The organism is uncultured Limimaricola sp. (genome assembly GCF_964022235.1).
Taxonomy (GTDB): domain Bacteria; phylum Pseudomonadota; class Alphaproteobacteria; order Rhodobacterales; family Rhodobacteraceae; genus Limimaricola.
The window spans coordinates 1-15,991 of the sequence record NZ_CAXHZL010000015.1 but is presented as its reverse complement, the minus strand read 5'-3'; the positions used below and the strand labels follow the sequence as shown (position 1 = coordinate 15,991).

At 67.1% G+C, this 15,991-nt stretch carries 15 protein-coding genes; 6 read left to right on the top strand and 9 right to left on the bottom strand.

Annotated features, from left to right (window positions below; translation table 11 throughout):
* The first annotated feature begins 31 nt into the window (after nucleotides 1-31).
* Genes AADJ02_RS16180 through AADJ02_RS16165 form a run of 4 tightly spaced genes read left to right on the top strand, consistent with a single transcriptional unit; the run spans nucleotide 32 to nucleotide 4,275 of the window.
* Nucleotides 32-1,393 carry an FAD-dependent oxidoreductase gene (locus AADJ02_RS16180; RefSeq protein WP_341214041.1) on the top strand — a complete coding sequence of 454 codons (1,362 nt, stop codon included), beginning with the start codon at nucleotides 32-34 and terminating at the stop codon, nucleotides 1,391-1,393.
* Entirely contained in the window at nucleotides 1,393-2,553 is a 1,161-nt protein-coding gene (locus AADJ02_RS16175; RefSeq protein ID WP_341214040.1) for a CoA transferase, read from the top strand. Before AADJ02_RS16180 ends, AADJ02_RS16175 begins: the two co-directional genes overlap by 1 nt.
* Nucleotides 2,550-3,323 (top strand): enoyl-CoA hydratase-related protein, encoded by a 774-nt coding sequence (locus tag AADJ02_RS16170; protein ID WP_341214039.1) that lies wholly within the window; start codon nucleotides 2,550-2,552, stop codon nucleotides 3,321-3,323. The genes AADJ02_RS16175 and AADJ02_RS16170 overlap by 4 nt, the downstream gene beginning before the upstream one ends.
* Before the next feature lie 13 nt (nucleotides 3,324-3,336).
* Nucleotides 3,337-4,275: a LysR family transcriptional regulator gene (locus tag AADJ02_RS16165; protein WP_341214038.1), complete on the top strand. Its 939-nt coding sequence runs from the start codon at nucleotides 3,337-3,339 to the stop codon at nucleotides 4,273-4,275.
* Between the two features lie 3 nt (nucleotides 4,276-4,278).
* Here the strand turns inward: AADJ02_RS16165 and AADJ02_RS16160 are convergent, their stop codons facing one another.
* From AADJ02_RS16160 to fdxA, 4 genes are all read right to left on the bottom strand, one after another.
* The gene (locus tag AADJ02_RS16160) at nucleotides 4,279-4,575 is read right to left on the bottom strand and encodes an antibiotic biosynthesis monooxygenase (protein WP_341214037.1); all 297 of its coding nucleotides are present in this window, start codon (nucleotides 4,573-4,575) and stop codon (nucleotides 4,279-4,281) included.
* Between the two features lie 163 nt (nucleotides 4,576-4,738).
* A complete protein-coding gene (locus AADJ02_RS16155) occupies nucleotides 4,739-6,193 on the bottom strand; it encodes an aldehyde dehydrogenase family protein (protein ID WP_341214036.1) in 1,455 nt (484 codons plus the stop codon).
* 33 nt (nucleotides 6,194-6,226) lie between these two features.
* Nucleotides 6,227-7,111, bottom strand: a complete 885-nt coding sequence (locus AADJ02_RS16150; protein ID WP_341214035.1) for a dihydrodipicolinate synthase family protein — start codon at nucleotides 7,109-7,111, stop codon at nucleotides 6,227-6,229.
* 7 nt (nucleotides 7,112-7,118) lie between these two features.
* Nucleotides 7,119-7,460, bottom strand: a complete 342-nt coding sequence (fdxA, locus tag AADJ02_RS16145) for a ferredoxin (RefSeq protein WP_341214034.1) — start codon at nucleotides 7,458-7,460, stop codon at nucleotides 7,119-7,121.
* Nucleotides 7,461-8,055: 595 nt separating this feature from the next.
* Here fdxA and AADJ02_RS16140 point away from each other — a divergent pair.
* Nucleotides 8,056-10,845 carry a Hint domain-containing protein gene (locus AADJ02_RS16140; RefSeq protein WP_341214033.1) on the top strand — a complete coding sequence of 930 codons (2,790 nt, stop codon included), beginning with the start codon at nucleotides 8,056-8,058 and terminating at the stop codon, nucleotides 10,843-10,845.
* A 217-nt stretch (nucleotides 10,846-11,062) separates the two neighbouring features.
* On the opposite strand, the gene AADJ02_RS16135 is transcribed toward AADJ02_RS16140, so the two are convergent.
* Entirely contained in the window at nucleotides 11,063-13,018 is a 1,956-nt protein-coding gene (locus AADJ02_RS16135; RefSeq protein WP_341214032.1) for a bifunctional 2',3'-cyclic-nucleotide 2'-phosphodiesterase/3'-nucleotidase, read from the bottom strand.
* A gap of 167 nt (nucleotides 13,019-13,185) precedes the next feature.
* Between AADJ02_RS16135 and AADJ02_RS16130 the strand changes: the two genes are divergently transcribed.
* Nucleotides 13,186-13,752 carry a sugar O-acetyltransferase gene (locus AADJ02_RS16130; protein ID WP_341214031.1) on the top strand — a complete coding sequence of 189 codons (567 nt, stop codon included), beginning with the start codon at nucleotides 13,186-13,188 and terminating at the stop codon, nucleotides 13,750-13,752.
* Here the strand turns inward: AADJ02_RS16130 and AADJ02_RS16125 are convergent.
* From AADJ02_RS16125 to AADJ02_RS16110, 4 genes are all read right to left on the bottom strand, one after another.
* Entirely contained in the window at nucleotides 13,749-14,717 is a 969-nt protein-coding gene (locus AADJ02_RS16125) for a PAS domain-containing protein (protein WP_341214030.1), read from the bottom strand. The genes AADJ02_RS16130 and AADJ02_RS16125 overlap by 4 nt on opposite strands.
* Nucleotides 14,718-14,917: 200 nt before the next feature.
* Nucleotides 14,918-15,502: a 50S ribosomal protein L9 gene (gene rplI, locus AADJ02_RS16120; protein ID WP_341214029.1), complete on the bottom strand. Its 585-nt coding sequence runs from the start codon at nucleotides 15,500-15,502 to the stop codon at nucleotides 14,918-14,920.
* 11 nt (nucleotides 15,503-15,513) lie between these two features.
* Nucleotides 15,514-15,741: a 30S ribosomal protein S18 gene (rpsR, locus tag AADJ02_RS16115; RefSeq protein WP_017929480.1), complete on the bottom strand. Its 228-nt coding sequence runs from the start codon at nucleotides 15,739-15,741 to the stop codon at nucleotides 15,514-15,516.
* Nucleotides 15,742-15,765: 24 nt separating this feature from the next.
* Nucleotides 15,766-15,991 (bottom strand): 30S ribosomal protein S6 (locus tag AADJ02_RS16110; protein WP_341214028.1); only part of this gene is annotated, 226 nt, incomplete at its 5' end.

Below are 15,991 nucleotides of genomic sequence, written 5' to 3'. Positions count from 1 at the left end.
GCCGCGCAACAGAATATTTAGGAGAATCAAAATGTTGAACAAAACCGTTAGGGAGAGTCTGCGCGACGTGCCCGTGGTCGACCGCTCCGACGTCGTCGTGGTCGGCGGCGGCCCCGCCGGGATCTCGGCCGCCGTCTCCGCCGCCCGCAACGGGGCCTCCGTCACGCTGCTCGAACGCTACCCCTATCTGGGCGGCCTCGCCGCAGGCGGCATGGTGCTGCTGCTCGACGACATGCACAACGACACCGAGATCACGGTGACCGGCATCTGCATGGAGATGATCGAGCGGATGCGCGCCATCGGGCTGTGCCACACGCCGCCCGAGGAGGACCGGATGCCCGGCCGCCGCGAGACGCAGGAGAACTGGAAGAAGTATTCGCGCTGGGGGATGTTCGACTTCCACACCCAGTCGATGCCGCACCCGGTCTGCTTTGCCGCCGCCTTCGATCCCGACGGCTACAAGAAGGTCTCCTACGACCTGATGGAGGACGCCAAGGTCAAGCTGCGCCTGCACAGCTGGTTCTCCGAGACCATCGTCGAAGACGGCGTTGCCAAGGGCGTGATCTGCGAGACCAAGCAGGGCCGTCAGGCGATCATGGGCGACGTCATCATCGACGCCTCGGGCGATCTCGACGTGGCGGCCTCTGCTGGCGCCAAGTTCCAGGAGGCAAGCTTCATCGTCACCACCGTCTCGCGCTGGGGCAATGTCGATACCGACAAGGCCGAGGCCTGGCAATATGCCAACCCCGAGGAGTTCCAGCGCCTCGACCACGAGGCCAAGCGGATCATCGGCGGCTGCTGGAACTACTGGTGGCTGAAGACGCCGCTGCCGGGCGTGATCTGGCTCAACTGCCCGCACATGCCGCAATACAGCGGACTGACGGTCGAGGGGCTCACCGGGGCCGAGTTCGAGGGCCGCAAGCGGATGGAAAAGCTCATGACCTTCGCCCGTGAGAACCTGCCGGGCTTCGAGAAAGCGCATGTCGTCGATTTCGCACCGCAGACCGGCGTGCGCACCACGCGGCTGCTCGAAGGCGAATACGTCGTCACCAAGGACGATGTCATGAAGCGCCGCCACTTTGCCGACACCGTCTGCCGGGGCCGCGATTACTACACCCCCTACGGCGCGCTGGTGCCCAAGGAGGTCGACAACCTGCTGGTGGCTGGTCGCCACTACTCCTGCACCCCGCAGGCCCAGAAAAAGAGCCGCGAGATCCCGCCCTGCATGGCGCAAGGCGAAGCCGTGGGCGTCGCCGCGACCGTCGCGCTCAACGCCGGTGTCACCGTGCGCGAGGCCGACGTCTCCGCGATCCAGAAACAGATGCGCGCGCAGGGTGCCGATCCCGGCGACGTACCCTCGTCCAACGCCCTCGTCATGGAGGCCGCAGAATAATGACCCAACCGCTCCCCCTGGACGGCATCAAGGTGATCGATTTCACCCAAGTGATGCTCGGACCCTCTTGCACCCAGGTGCTCGCCGATTACGGCGCCGAGGTGATCAAGGTCGAAAAGGAGAAGATCGGCGACCTGTCGCGCTGGTCGCTGGGCGCCGACCCGGACGGGCTCAACAACCCGATCTTCTGCTCGCTCAATCGCAACAAGAAGAGCCTCGCGCTCAACCTCAAATCCGAGGAGGCCCGCGCTCAGGTGCTCGAGCTGATCGACACCGCCGACGTCGTGGTCAACAACTTCCGCCCCGGCGTGATGGAGCGGATGGGGATGGGCTACGCCGACCTCAAGAAGCGCAACCCCGGCATCATCTTCGCCGTGGGCACCGGCTTCGGGCTTGAGGGCCCCAACAAGCACAAGGGCGGGCAGGACATCCTCGCCCAGGCGATGAGCGGCGTGATGGAGCGCCGCTCGGACCCCGAGCTGCCGCGCGCGATCTTCTCGACCGCGCTGTGCGACTACACCGCCGGCATGCATCTGGTCCAAGGCGTGCTGCTGGCGATCCTGCAGCGCCAGAAGACCGGCGAGGGCCAGCAGGTGGCGGTGAGCCTCTACTCGTCGATGCTGGCGATGCAGATGCAGGAAGCGGCGGCGCACATGATGCGAGGCCGCGACCTGAACTGGGGGGCGTTCCCGCTCACCGGCGTGTTCGAAACCACGACCGAGCCCTTCGTCATGGTCGGCGCGTTCAAGGAAAACCCGCTGCGCGACATCTGCACCGCGATCGGGATCGAGGACCTGTCGAAGGAGGACCGCTTCCGCGACTTCGATGCGCAGGCCGCGCATCGCGCCGAGCTGCAGGCGATCTTCAAGCGCGAATTTGCGAAAAACAGCCGCGAGCACTGGCTGCAGCGGCTGGAGGAGGTCGACATCCTCTGCGCCCCGGTCCGCACCCTGGCCGAGGCGCTCGATGACGAGCAGACGATCGTGAACAACATGGTGATCGAGGCGGGCGAGACGCCGGCGGGCAAGATCCGCCTCGTCGGCAGCCCGATCGACATGTCGGCCGCGCCGCTCACGGTGCGCCAAGCCCCGCCGCAGCTTGGTGAGCACAATGGTGAGATCCTGTCCGGGCTCGCCCCGAAGAAGGCGCAGGTTGCATGACGGTCCATTACGAAGTCCGCGACCGCGTCGCCCGGGTCACCATCGACCGGCCCGAGGTGATGAACGCGGTCGACCAGAAGACCGAAGCGGCGCTGGAGCGGATCTGGTGCGACATCGAGGAGCGCGACGACATCTCCGTCGCGGTCCTCACCGGGGCCGGGGAGAAGGCCTTCTCCGTCGGCGCCGACATGAAGGACTCGTCGCTCTCAGGGTTGGAGTATTGGGCCGCGCCGCGCCCCAACGGCTTTGGCGGCATCTCGTTTCGCCGCACGCTCGACGTGCCACTGATCGCGCGGGTGAACGGCTACGCGCTGGGCGGCGGCTTCGAGATGGTGCTGGGCGCCGATATCCTCGTGGCCGCCGAGACCGCGAAGTTCGGCCTGCCCGAGGCGCGGGTGGGGCGGATGCCGCTTGATGGTGGCATGGTGATGCTGCAGCGCAAGATCCCGCACAACCTCGCCATGGGGGTGATGCTGGGCGGGCGGCGCATCGACGCGGCCACGATGGAGCGCTTCGGCCTCGTCAACGAGGTGGCGGGCGCGAATGAGCTCGACGCAGTGACCGAGCGCTGGATCGAGGATATCGCGGCCTCGGCACCGCTGTCGTTGCGCGCGATCAAGCAGGTGGTGAACCGCACGGGCCATCTGAGCCCGTCGGAGGCGCAGGCGATGAAACTGCCCGCGGTTGTGAAAGCGCTCAAAAGCGCGGATGCTGACGAGGGCGTTCGCGCCTTCCTCGAAAAGCGCGCGCCGGTCTGGCAAGGCGCCTGACCGGAGAGACGACATGCACGCAGCCTTCCTGCGCTATTTCACGGTGGTGGCCCGCGCGGGATCGATCCGCGCGGCCTCTGAACAACTGCATGTCGCCTCATCCGCGATCAGCCGGCAGATCCAGAAGGTCGAGGACGAGCTTGGCACGCCGCTGTTCGAGCGGCTACCGGGCGGCTTGCGCCTCACGCAGGCGGGCAAGACGTTGCTGGCCCATGCCGACCGCACGCTCAACGATTTCGAGGTGCTGAAGGGCGAGCTGGGCGCGCTGCGCGGTGAAAAGACCGGCACCGTTTCGATCGCTTCGCTCGACAGCCTGCTGGTGAGTTTTCTGCCCGAGCAGGTGAGCCGCTATCACAAGGCCCATCCCAAGGTCGATTTCCGGGTCCGCACCGGGGCGCATGGCACGGTGGCCACCATGGTCGCCGAGGGTGAGGCCGACCTCGGCATCACCTTCAGCCTCGCGCGGCCCGAGGACACCGAATTCATCTCGCCGATCCCGATGCCGCTGATGGCGATGGTTTCCAAGGACCACCCGCTGGCCGAGCGCGCCTCGGTCACGCTGGCCGACTGCGCCGCCTACAACCTGCTCTTGCAGCTCGACACCGCGCCGATCCGCTCGCTGATCGAGATGGAGCTGTCGGTGCTCAACCGCACGGGCCGGGTGCTTGCCGCCTCCAACAACCTGATGATGCTGAAACCGTTGATTCTCGAAGGCGACGGCGTCGCCTTTTACACGCCGCTCGGCATGGTGCGCGAGCTGTCCGAGGGCAGCATCGTCGCGGTGCCGCTCGAAGGCACGCGTCTGGGCGGGCTGGAACTGGGCCTCCTCGTGCCGCGCCGCCGCAAGCTGACGCAGGCCGCCGAGGCGCTGGTCGCGCAACTCAGCGAAGGGCTGGAGGAGCTGCGCGACGCGCCGTGGATGCGCAAGTTCAACGAGTTGGAGCGCGCCTGAGCGTCACGCCTCGACCAGATCGTAGTGCCGGATGCTGCGCTGCTCGACCAGCTCGGCCTCGGCTGGGTCGATGTGCGGCTCCGCGTAATCCTCGCCCGCGAAGGCCTTGAGCGCATCGAGATCGCGCCAGATCATCACGAAGCTGAATTCGCGCGGACTCTCCGACCGGGACGCACCGGGCAGCACCTGCACGAGGCCATCGGTGGCCTTCATCAAGGGGATCGCCGTGTCCCTGAAGAACCGCTCGAACGCGGCCTCCTTGCCCGGCCGTGTGACCACCTGAAAGATCCGCATGATCATGTCTCAGCCCTCCTTGTGTCGCCTCTCGGGAGCATGAACGCCATGATGGTGTCCCCAGCATATCACGGAATCGGGCAGGGGGCGGAGGCGCGAAAAAGCGCGCGCCGTGTGGGAGCGGGCGCGCGCAGTGAGCCACCGGGAGGAGGGGGCGGCGTCTTGGGGGTCAGGCTTGAATGTAGGTGGTCTTGACCGTGGTGTAGAATTCGCGCGCGTACTGCCCCTGTTCGCGGGGCCCATAGCTCGATCCTTTGCGCCCGCCAAAGGGGGTGTGGTAATCGACGCCCGCCGTCGGCAGGTTGACCATCACCATGCCGGCTTCGGCGTTGCGGCGGAAATGCGCGGCGCGGCCAAGGCTGGTGGTGCAGATCCCGGCGGAAAGGCCGAAGTCCGTGTCGTTGGCCACGCGCAGCGCCTCGTCGTAATCGGCGACCTTGATAACGGTGGCGACGGGGCCGAAGATTTCCTCGCGGTTGATCCGCATCTCGTTGGTGGTGCCGGTGAACAGCGCCGGCGTCATGAAGTGGCCGGGCGTCGCGCCCTCGATCACCTCGCCGCCGTAGACCAGCGTCGCGCCTTCCTCCTGGCCGATCTTCACGTAGCGCTTGTTCTGCTCGAGCTGGTTCTCATCGACCACCGGGCCGATATGCACCGCGCCGTCCATCGGGTCGCCGACCTTGAGCGCGCGCAGCTTCTCGGTCAGCGCTTCGACGAAACGGTCGTGGATGCCCGTCGTCACGATCAGCCGCGACGAGGCAGTGCAGCGCTGGCCGGTCGAGAAGAAGGCGCCGTTGAGCGCGCAGTTGACCGCCGTGTCGAGATCGGCGTCGTCGAGCACCACGAGGGGGTTCTTGCCGCCCATCTCGAGCTGCACCTTCTTCATCTGCGCCACGCATTTCTCCGCGACCATGCGCCCGGTCTCGACCGAGCCGGTAAAGCTCACCGCGTCGATCTCCGCGTTGTCGAGGAACTCGGCCCCGACCTCGGAGCCGCGCCCCATGACGAGGTTGAACACGCCCTCGGGCACGCCCGCCTCGTGCAGGATCTCGGTCAGCGCCCAGGCGCAGCCCGGCGTCAGATCGGCGGGCTTCAGGACCACGCAGTTGCCATAGGCCAGCGCCGGGGCGATCTTCCACGCCGGGATGGCGATGGGGAAGTTCCACGGTGTGATCAGCCCGATGACGCCCAGCGCCTCGCGCTGCACCATCACCTCGACGCCGGGGCGCACGCTGTCGACCGCGTCGCCGGTCTGGCGCAGCGTCTCTCCGGCGAAGAAGCCGAACACCTGGCTTGCGCGCATCACCTCGCCCTTGGCCTCGGCGAATGTCTTGCCCTCCTCGCGGGCCAGAAGCTCGCCCAGTTCATCCACGCGCGCCGCGATGGTGTCGGACACCTTCTTCAGCAGGTCGTGACGCTGCTGCGGGCCGGAGCGGCTCCAAGCCGGAAAGGCGGCGCGGGCGGCCGCGATGGCGCGCTTGGCGTCGTCCTTCGAGGCGCGGGCATAGAGGCCGACGATCTCGTCGGTGTTGGCGGGGCTGCGGTTCTCGTTGATCGAGGCCCCTTCGACCCATTCGCCGGCAATCAGGTTGCGGTGCTGCTTGGTGAGGTCGTTCATCTTCATCTGGTCGGTCCTGTTCGTTTGATAAGGGGGCGCTCAGGCCGGTTCGGCGACGAGCACGGAGGACGCAGGGAGCGCCAGCGTCTGGGATGTCGTGAGCGGGGACAGCGGCGGTGCCACGCGGGCATATCCCGGCAGGTCGTGCAGCCGCGCCACCAGCGCCTTGACGCTCGGGATCAGCGGCGTCGCGGCGATGGCCCGGCGGCGGCGGGACAGTTCCTCGGCGAGCGCGCCATCTCCGGGGTCTTGCCAGAGCCGCTGCGCCAGCGGCGCGGTGAGGTTGACGGTCGCCGAAATGCAGCCCGCAAAGCCGCGCGCGGGCGCCTGCGCCAGCGCCGCCTCGTCGCTTGGGAACACATCAAAGCCCGCGATCCGGGCCAGCTCAATTGCATAGTCGAGATCGCCCGAGCTGTCCTTGGCCCCGGCGATCCGGTCGGGATAGCCCGCCTTGAGCCATGCCGCGACATCCGGCTCGAAGCGCAGCCCGGTCATCTGCGGGAAGTTGTAGAGATAGATCGGGATCGGCCGATCCGCCGTCGCCTCGATCAGCCCCTCGAAAAAGGCATGAATCCCGGTCTCGTCGACGCCCTTGTAGTAGTAGGGCGGCAGCACCAGCGCCCCGGCAAAGCCCAGATCCGCCGCGTGCCGGGTCAGCGTCGCGGTCGTGGCGAGGTCCGGGCAGCCGGTGCCCACCATCATCCGCACGGGCGGGATCTCGGCGGCCATGGCGGTCATCAGCGCCATCCGCCCCTCGGCGGGCAGCGAACTGGCCTCGCCCGTGGTGCCCAGAAGGTTCAGCCCGTCGCAGCCATTGGCGAGCAGCCAGCGCGCGTGGCGCAGCATCGGGGCCGGGTCGGGGCGCAGGTCTTTGGTCAGAGCGGTGGGTATCGCGGCGATGACGCCGCGTGGTCTGTGGGTCATCTGCACCTCAGGCAATCTGGCGTTCGGATTTGGGATGGGCGGCGACGCGCGGGTGGTCGGCCTCGACCGAGACCGACTTGTCCCAGCCGCCGGGATCGCCGAGGCCGGAAACCTCCGCGCCGAAGAACTCTCGGTTCACCGCCTCGAAGGGCCGGTCCGCCTCGGAGAGGTCCTGATCGTAGTGGATCGCATCGACCGGACAGATCGACAGGCACAGCCCGCAATTGATGCACTCACCCGGATGGATATAGAACATCCGGCCGCCCTCGTAGATGCAGTCCGCCGGGCAGGCGAGGGTGCAGGCGCCGTCCTTGATATCGATGCAGGGTTCCGCGATCACGTAGGCCATGGGGCTCGTCGCTCCTTGTCGTCATGGGGCGACTATCGAGGCCGTCGATGGTCTAATAAAGAACAGAATTGCGGCGAGGTCGTTGCCCAAATGGCAATGAGGTGGCGCGGATCTGGGCGCGTAGAGAGCGCTATGGCTTTGCAGGTCGTAATCTCTCTGGGGCGTTAACGCGCCTTGCTCCGCCCGCGCCGTCGATTGACCGATCTTCGGCTCGCCCGACACAAGGCGCGAGCCATGGCCTGTGCAAGCCGGACGTGGCCATGGGGGAGCACCAGCATCAGCGTGCTGCTATCGACGACGCTGTCCTACGTCGTCCCGGCGCTGTGTTTGCTCAAGGTTGCGGGCTACGGCCTGTTCGATCCGGGCTCCGCGCCCCGCAGGGCGGCGCAGCCGGTCTGACGGACCAGGATGATCAGATGGGGCCGCGTTCCGGCGCGGCCCTGAAAATATGGTGCATAATCGGGCGCGAATACGACAAATTCGGCGAACGACGCTGCGGTTTGGAAACAACGGGCCTTGCTTTGGCCCGACTTCGCCTCACTAGCCCCCCAATGTCGGTGTTTCCTGTCTCTGACGATCAGCGGCGGGGGCTCACATGGCGACCTATCTTTTCTCAGGCTTCACCGAGAGCGACCTCACCGAAGCCTCGTTCATCGGCATGGGCGACGACTTCACCGTCCCCGGCGCGACCACCCACAGCTTTCGGGTCGAGGACGACGACGACCGGATGTCCGGCGACACCATCAACGAAGGCCACAGCGACGACCACAGCCAGACCACTTCGATCCGGCGCGGCACGACCGATGCCGGCTCCGGCACGATCTATCTCGACGAAATCTATACCCTGCAGGACGATGCGGGGAACTTGTACACCATGTACGAGCTGGAGATGGAGGGCACCTCCGAGGACTTCTATGTCTTTCAGGATCCCCCCCCCGCACCGGGGACCCATCTCACCGTCGTCGGCATCGAAGACGCGAACGCGGGCGAGGTCTCCTATGATCAGTTCGCGGGCGACGACAGCTTTGACGAGAACGACAAGGACGTCGAAACCGTCTATGGCGGCGCGGGCCACGACACGATCGAGGGCACACGCGGCGACAATTCGATGTTCGGCGGCACCGGGGACGACACGCTGACCGGCGGCGACGGCGCGGACCACATCGATGGCGGCGCGGGCAACGATTCGCTCTATGGCGGTGCGGGCAACGACCTGCTCCATGGCCGCGCGGGCGACGACACGATCTTTGGTGGCGCGGGTGATGACAAACTGATCGGGGGCAACGGCAGCGACACGCTCCATGGCGGCGAAGGCGACGACGCGCTCGTCGTCGGCGGCGCGACCGATGACGGCATCGCTTCGACCGACGCGGCCTATGGTGGCGCGGGCGACGACACCTTCATGCCTAGCGCCGATTTCGATGACGCCACCATCGTCGGCGGCGAAACTGGCGAAACGCACGGCGACACCATCGACCTCGGTGCCACGCGGACCTTCGCCCATGGCGACACGCATTCGAGCCCGGTGCGCGACTACACCCTCGATCTCACCGGCGCCGACGCCGAGAGCGGCACCATCACGAACAGCGCGGGCACCGGCATCTGGACCTACAGCGAGATCGAGAACATCCGTCTCGGCGCCGGGACCGAAACGCTGCGGCTGGCCAACGGTTCGGGCGACGACCGGGTCATCGGCTTCGAGGCCCCCCGCCGGGCAGATGACGGCAGCTATTCGGGCGGCGACCGGATCGACGTGACGGGCATGACCGATGCCGACGGCTACCAGATCAACACCGCCGATGTAACGGTGGTGGACAACGGCGCGGGCAACGCGCGGCTGGAGTTTCCGGGCGGCGAGACGCTGACGCTGGTGGGCGTCGCCCCGGCCGAGGTGTCGAGCCCCGCGGCCCTCGCCGCGATGGGCATCCCCAGCGCCGACGGCACGGTCGAGGGCACGGCGGGCGACGACGTGATCAACGCCGATTACAAGGGCGATCCTGACGGCGACCGCGTCGATGGCGGCGACTCGGTTACCACGCCGGGTGGCGATGACGACGTGATCATGGCCGGAGCCGGCAACGACCGGATTTCGTCCGGGGCGGGCAATGACACTGTCTATGGCGGCACCGGCCGCGACACCATCAAGGGCGGGAGCGGCGACGACAGGCTCTATGGTGGGCATGGCAGTGATCGCTTCGTGCTCACCAACGGGTTCGGCACCGACGACATCCATGGCGGCGAAGATCTCGATCACGGCGATCGTGACACCATCGACGCGAGCGCGCTGTCGGGCGGGGTCGACGTGACCTTTGCCGACAGCGAGACCGGCCATCTCGCGTCTGGCACCGACAGCGCCAGCTTCGACGGCATCGAGGCAGTCGAGGGCAGCGCGCAGGCCGACCGCATGGACGCCTCGGCCACCCGGTCGGGCACGGGACTGTCGGGCGGCGGCGGCGATGACGAGATCATCGGCGGCGCCGGGGCCGACGAGCTGTCCGGCGGGGCGGGCAACGACACGCTTACCGGCGGTCGGGGCGCCGACCGGATCGACGGCGGCGCTGGCAACGACGAGATCCATATCGCGCATGGCGACGAGGCGATGGGTGGGACCGGCGACGACACCTTCTTCTTCGACGATCTCGGAGAGACCGGTGCCGGCGACACCACCGTTGCCGGTGGAGACGGGTTCGACACGCTGGATCTGCGCTCCGCCTCGCAGTTTGAGACGCTCAGCATGATCAGTGGCCCTGATGGGCTGTCGGGCTCGGTGCTGATGAATGACGGCTCGACGCTGCGGTTCTCGCAGATGGAGCGGGTGATCTGCTTTACCGCCGGAACCCGCATCGCCACGCCCTTCGGGCCGCGCCGGGCCGAGGATCTGGCGGTGGGCGATCTGGTGCTGACCCGCGATAATGGACCGCAGCCGCTGCGCTGGGCGGGCAGCCGTCGCACCGCCGCCACGGGCCATTGCGCACCGATCCGGATCAGGCCGGGCGTGCTGCACGGGTTGCAGCGCGACCTGCGGGTTTCGCCGCAGCACCGGATGCTGTTCGAAGGCTACCGCGCGCAGCTCCTGTTCGGCGAGGACGAGGTGCTGGTCGCCGCGCGCCATCTGGTCGACGGGCACGACGTGTCGGTCGAGGAGGGTGGCGAGGTCACCTATATCCACCTGCTGTTCGACGCGCATGAGATCGTCACCGCCGAAGGGGCCGCGACCGAGAGCTTCCAGCCCGGATTGCGCGGCATCATCGGCCTCGACGGCCCGTCGCGCGCGCGGCTGCTCCAGACCTGCCCGGGTCTGCGCAGCGCGCCTGACGCCTGGGGCCCCTCGGCCCGCCCAACGCTGCGCGCGCATGAGGCGCGGGCGCTTCTGGCCGCGGCCTGACGTAGAGCAAGGGGCTTCCGGTCGCAGGAAATCGCGGCACAATCGCGCGGCGTTCCCCCTTAGGCGGATCGAGAAACCACCTGGGGAGGGAGGCCGAGAGGCCGTGCCTGACCGCGAGCAGCACCCAGGGAGGGAGGGCGCGTGTCCGGGCCTTTGTACGGGCGTTGCGCAGGCGCGATGACGGTGGGGCCGGGGCGGGTGCCCCGGCCCGGATCGCCTAGAGCCGGATCACGAAGCGGGCGAAGCCGTCCGGCCCGTCGCCCGCGGGCGCGATCTGCACGCCCTTCACGTCGTTGATGTATTCGGCCGCGCGCGGGCCGGTGTCGAACAGCACCGTGGTTCCGTCCATCGGCACGAAGCTCCAGTTGGCATCCGCCGAGGGGCTGATCGTGCCCTGTTCGACGATATAGCGCACGATCACGTCGCGGTTGGTGTCCGGCCCCTCGAACACCACCGTGGAGCCGTCGGCCCCCGGGAACGACCCGCCGCCCGAGGCGCGGTAGTTGTTGGTGGCGATGATGAACTCCTGATCGGGGTCGATCGGCTGGCCGTCAAAGCTCAGATCCTTGATCCGGTCGCCCTCGGCCACGACATTGCCGTCGCGGTCGAACTTCGCCGATGCGCTGAGGTCGATGCGGTAGCTGACCCCGTCGATCACGTCGAAGTTGTAGGAGGGGAAGTCGTCGTTCAAGAGGACCTGATCTTCCTTGCCCGGCTCGATCTGGTTGAACATGCCCGCCGAGCGCTCGAGCCAGTCCTTGACCTGAGCGCCGGTCACCCGCACCGCGCGCACGGTGTTGGGATAGAGATAGAGATCGGCCACGTTCTTGATCGCCACGTCGCCGGTGGGCACGTCGGTGTAATACTCCGGCCCGCCGCGGCCGCCTGCCTTGAAGGGCGCGGCCGCCGAGAGGACCGGCAGCCCCTCGTGCTCGGTGCCCTTGAGCATCTGCTCGATGTACCAGGTCTGTGCGTTCGAGACGATCTGCACCGAGGGATCGTCGGCCACCAGCGCGAAGTAGCTGTGCAGCGGCGCGTCGGTCTTGCCCACGGCGCGGCGCACGTAGTCGAGCGTTTCCTGATGCTCCTGCGCGACCGACTCCAGCACCGCCGCGTCGCTTTCGACCAGTGCCGTGATCGAGCGGTCCTCGCCGCGCTCGTAGATCGGGCGCGCCTCGACCTCGGCCTCGCCCACGCGCCAGCCGTCGCCGTCGCGCTCGAGCATCAGGTCGATCAGGCCCATGTGGCTGCCCCAGAAGCCCGCCATCACGCCCGGCTTGCCGTTGATCGTGCCTGCCTCGACGTCGACGCCCTCGCGGCCTTCGTAATCGGGGCCGGGAAAGACGAGGTGGCTGTGCCCGGTGAGGATCACGTCGATGCCCTCGACACCCGCGAGCGGAATCGCGGCGTTCTCCATCCCCTCGGTGTGCTCGGCGGCACCGATGCCGCTGTGCGACAGCGCGATGACGATGTCGGCGCCTTCCTCGCGGATCTTCGGCACGTAGGCCTTGGCGGCGTTGACGATGTCGCGCGCCTCGACCTTGCCTTCGAGGTGCTTGCGGTCCCAGTTCATGATCTGCGGCGGCACGAAGCCGATGACGCCGATGCGGATGGCGTGGGTCTCGCCCGCGCCGTCGGTGATCTCGCGGTCGAGGATCACGTAGGGCGGCACGAGGGTCTCGTCCTCGGTCGGGCTGGCACCCATGGTCTTGACGACGTTGGCCGAAACGATCGGGAAGGCCGCGCCCGAGACCGAGTTCATCAGGAACTCCAGCCCGTAGTTGAACTCGTGGTTGCCCAGCGTCGAGGCGTCGAAGCCCAAGCTGTTCATCGCCTCGATCACCGGGTGCATCGCGCCCTCGGGCATGCCGCGCTCATAGGCGATGTAGTCGCCCATCGGGTTGCCCTGCAGGAAGTCGCCGTTGTCGAACAGCACCGCGTTGGTGGCCTCCGAACGGATGTCCTCGATCAGCGAAGCGGTGCGGGCGAGGCCGACGGTGTCGATCTCCTTGTCGGCATAATAGTCGTAGGGGTAGACGTGGACGTGGATGTCCGTGGTTTCCATGATGCGCAGATGCGCCTGTCCCCCTTGGGCCTTCACGGAAAAGGGGTGCAATGCCAGCATGGCCGAGCCTCCGGCCAGAAACCCGCGGCGGTTCAGGATCAGTGTCATGATCGTCTCCCTGATGGTGTCGGGGATCGCGCGCCCCCGCTCGTATGGCCGCGAGGTTAGCCGCTTCGTGTCACGGGGGAATGACCTTTCGCCCCCTGCCGCGACGGAAAGCCGCTGGACGCGCGCGGGGTAGGGTGCTGTTCTCGCCCCGCAACGAGGAGGGTGAGATGCGATCCGAAAAGGACAAGATGCTGGCGGGCGAGCTTTACCGCGCGGGCGACCCCGAGCTTCAGGCGCTTGCCTGGCGGGCCAAGGAATGGATGGCCGAATACAACGCGATGTCGGTCGCACCGACGGCCGAGCGTCACGCGAAGCTGTCGGAGATCATGGCGCATGTGGGCGAGGGGGCGGTGATCCGGCCGCCGTTTCATTGCGACTACGGCATGAACATCCGGCTCGGCAACGGCGTGTTCTTAAACTTCAACTGTGTGCTTCTCGACGTGGTCGAGATCTCGATCGGCGATCTGACACAGATCGGGCCGGGGGTGCAGATCCTGACGCCCGACCACCCGCGCGGCGCAAAAGCGCGGCGGGACGGGCTGGAATTCGGCCAGCCCATCCGCATCGGCGCGAATGTGTGGATCGGCGGCGGCGCGCTCCTGATGCCCGGCGTCACGGTGGGCGACGACGCGATCATCGGCGCGGGCGCGGTGGTGACGCGCGACGTGGCGGCAGGGGCCACGGTGGGCGGCAACCCGGCCAAGGTGCTCAAGCGGAGGCTCGCGCCGCTCTAGCCGCCGAAGCGCAGCGTCGCCACCAGCCCCTCGGGGCGCCAGTCGAGGTCGAGCGTGCCGCCGACGCTGGAAATCAGCGAGCGGATGATGCCCGAGCCGCTGCGGCGCTCGGGCGGCACGACCTCGGGGCCATCCCGCTCCTGCCAACACAGCGACAGCCCGTCGGCTTCGGAGACGGCGATCGCGACATGACCGCCCTCGTCACCCAGCGCGCCGTGCTTGACCGCATTGGTGGCCAGCTCGTGCACGGTGAGCGTCAGCGCCGAGACGAGATTGGCGGGCACCTTGGGGTCGGGGCCTTCATAGGTGAATTGACCCTCGCCGCGTGGCGCATAGGCCTTGAGGATCGGGGCCAGCAGCTCGCGCATATGCGCGGCACTTTCGCCAGGCCGCTCGATGGTGCGGAAATGCGCATCGCTCAGGGTCTTGAGCCGGCCATCCACCGTCCGGGCCAGGGCCTGGATATCGGCCGCCTCGCGCGCCGACATGCGGATCATCACCGACATGACGTTGACGATGTTGCGCAGCCGGTGGCCCAGCTCGCGATCGGCAAGCTGCCTCGCGGCGCGTTCGGCGTCGCGCCGGGTAGAGGTGTCGATCTGCGAGCCGAAATACAGCATCGGCTCTCTGTCCTCATCGAGGATGGGGCCGAGTTGCAGCGCATTGAGAAAGGTGCTGCCGTCCTTGCGATAATTCACGATCTCGACCGTATCGACCCGGCGCTCATGGATGATGCGGCGGATCTGGGCGATGCTTTCGGGCGTGGTGTCGGCCCCTTGCAAAAACCGGCAGTTGCGCCCCACCACCTCTTCGACCGTATAGCCGGTCAGGTCGCAAAACGCCGTGTTGGCGAAAACGATAGGATTGTCGGGCAGGGTCGGGTCGGTAATGCACAGTGGCAGTCTCGCGTGACGGATCGTCTCGAGCAGCATCGCCTCGTTGAGCCGGTCGGGACCTTGCTGCATCTGATCGCTGGTCGCTACGTTCAAAACGCTCTCATTTCTCGGTCCTGATTGTCGGTCTTGCGGGTCGCCGAACGCCCCCACGGGCGCTCCAGATAGCCCGCGCCAGCCGATCTTCCAGAGCGCGAAATCGTACCATGCCAAGCGAAAGGGGCCGCATCTTGCGATGCGGCCCCTCTTTGCAGTTCCAAGGGTCGAAAGCCTCAGCCTTCGGAGCCGTCGTCGTCGTTGGCAGCGCCACCGATGTCGTCGAACAGGCCCTGGATCTCGAACTCGGCTGCGGCTTCTTCTTCCGCGGCGAGGTCCTGGATCGACTTGCCCGAAGCCTGAAGCTCGGCTTCTTCGTTCGAGCGGGCGACGTTGATCTCGATCGTCGCCTCGACCTCGGGGTGCAGCACGACGGAGACGTCGTGGATGCCGAGGTCCTTGATCGGGCCGCGCAGGACGACCTGCTTGCGGTCGACGCTGAAGCCTTCGGCGGTGGCGGATTCGGCGATGTCACGCGTGGTGACCGAGCCGTAGAGCGCGCCGCCGTCGGAGGCCGAGCGGATCACGACGAACTGCTGTCCGTCGAGCTTCTCGGCCATCGCCTCGGCGTCCTTCTTGGACTCGAGGTTCTGGGTCTCGAGCTGGGCCTTCTGGTCCTCGAAACGAGCCTTGTTGGCCTCGTTCGCGCGGAGCGCCTTGCCCTGGGGCAGAAGGAAGTTACGGGCGTAGCCGTCCTTGACCTTCACGATTTCGCCCATCTGGCCAAGCTTGGCCACACGTTGCAGGAGGATCACGTCCATGTCCGGTCTCCTTATTTCACGGCGTAGGGCAGCAGCGCCAGGAACCGGGCGCGCTTGATCGCCTGGGCGAGCTTGCGCTGGTTCTTGGAGCCGACGGCGGTGATGCGCGAGGGCACGATCTTGCCGCGCTCGGAAATGTAACGCTGCAGGAGACGGGTGTCCTTGTAGTCGATCTTCGGCGCGTTCTCGCCCTCGAAGGGGTCGGTCTTGCGGCGACGGAAAAACGGTTTGGTGGCCATTATGCTATCCTTTCCTGAGGGCGATCAGCGACGCTCGCGGCGTTCGCCACGGTCGCTACGCTCTTCGCGCTTCTGCATCTGGACCGAGGGGCCCTCTTCGTGACCGTCGACCTTGATGGTCAGGACGCGCATCACGTCGTCATGCAGGCGCATCAGGCGCTCCATTTCCTGCACGGCGGGCGACGGGGCGTCCGAGCGCAGGAAGGCATAGTGGCCCTTGCGGTTCTTGTTGATCTTGTAGGCCATCGTC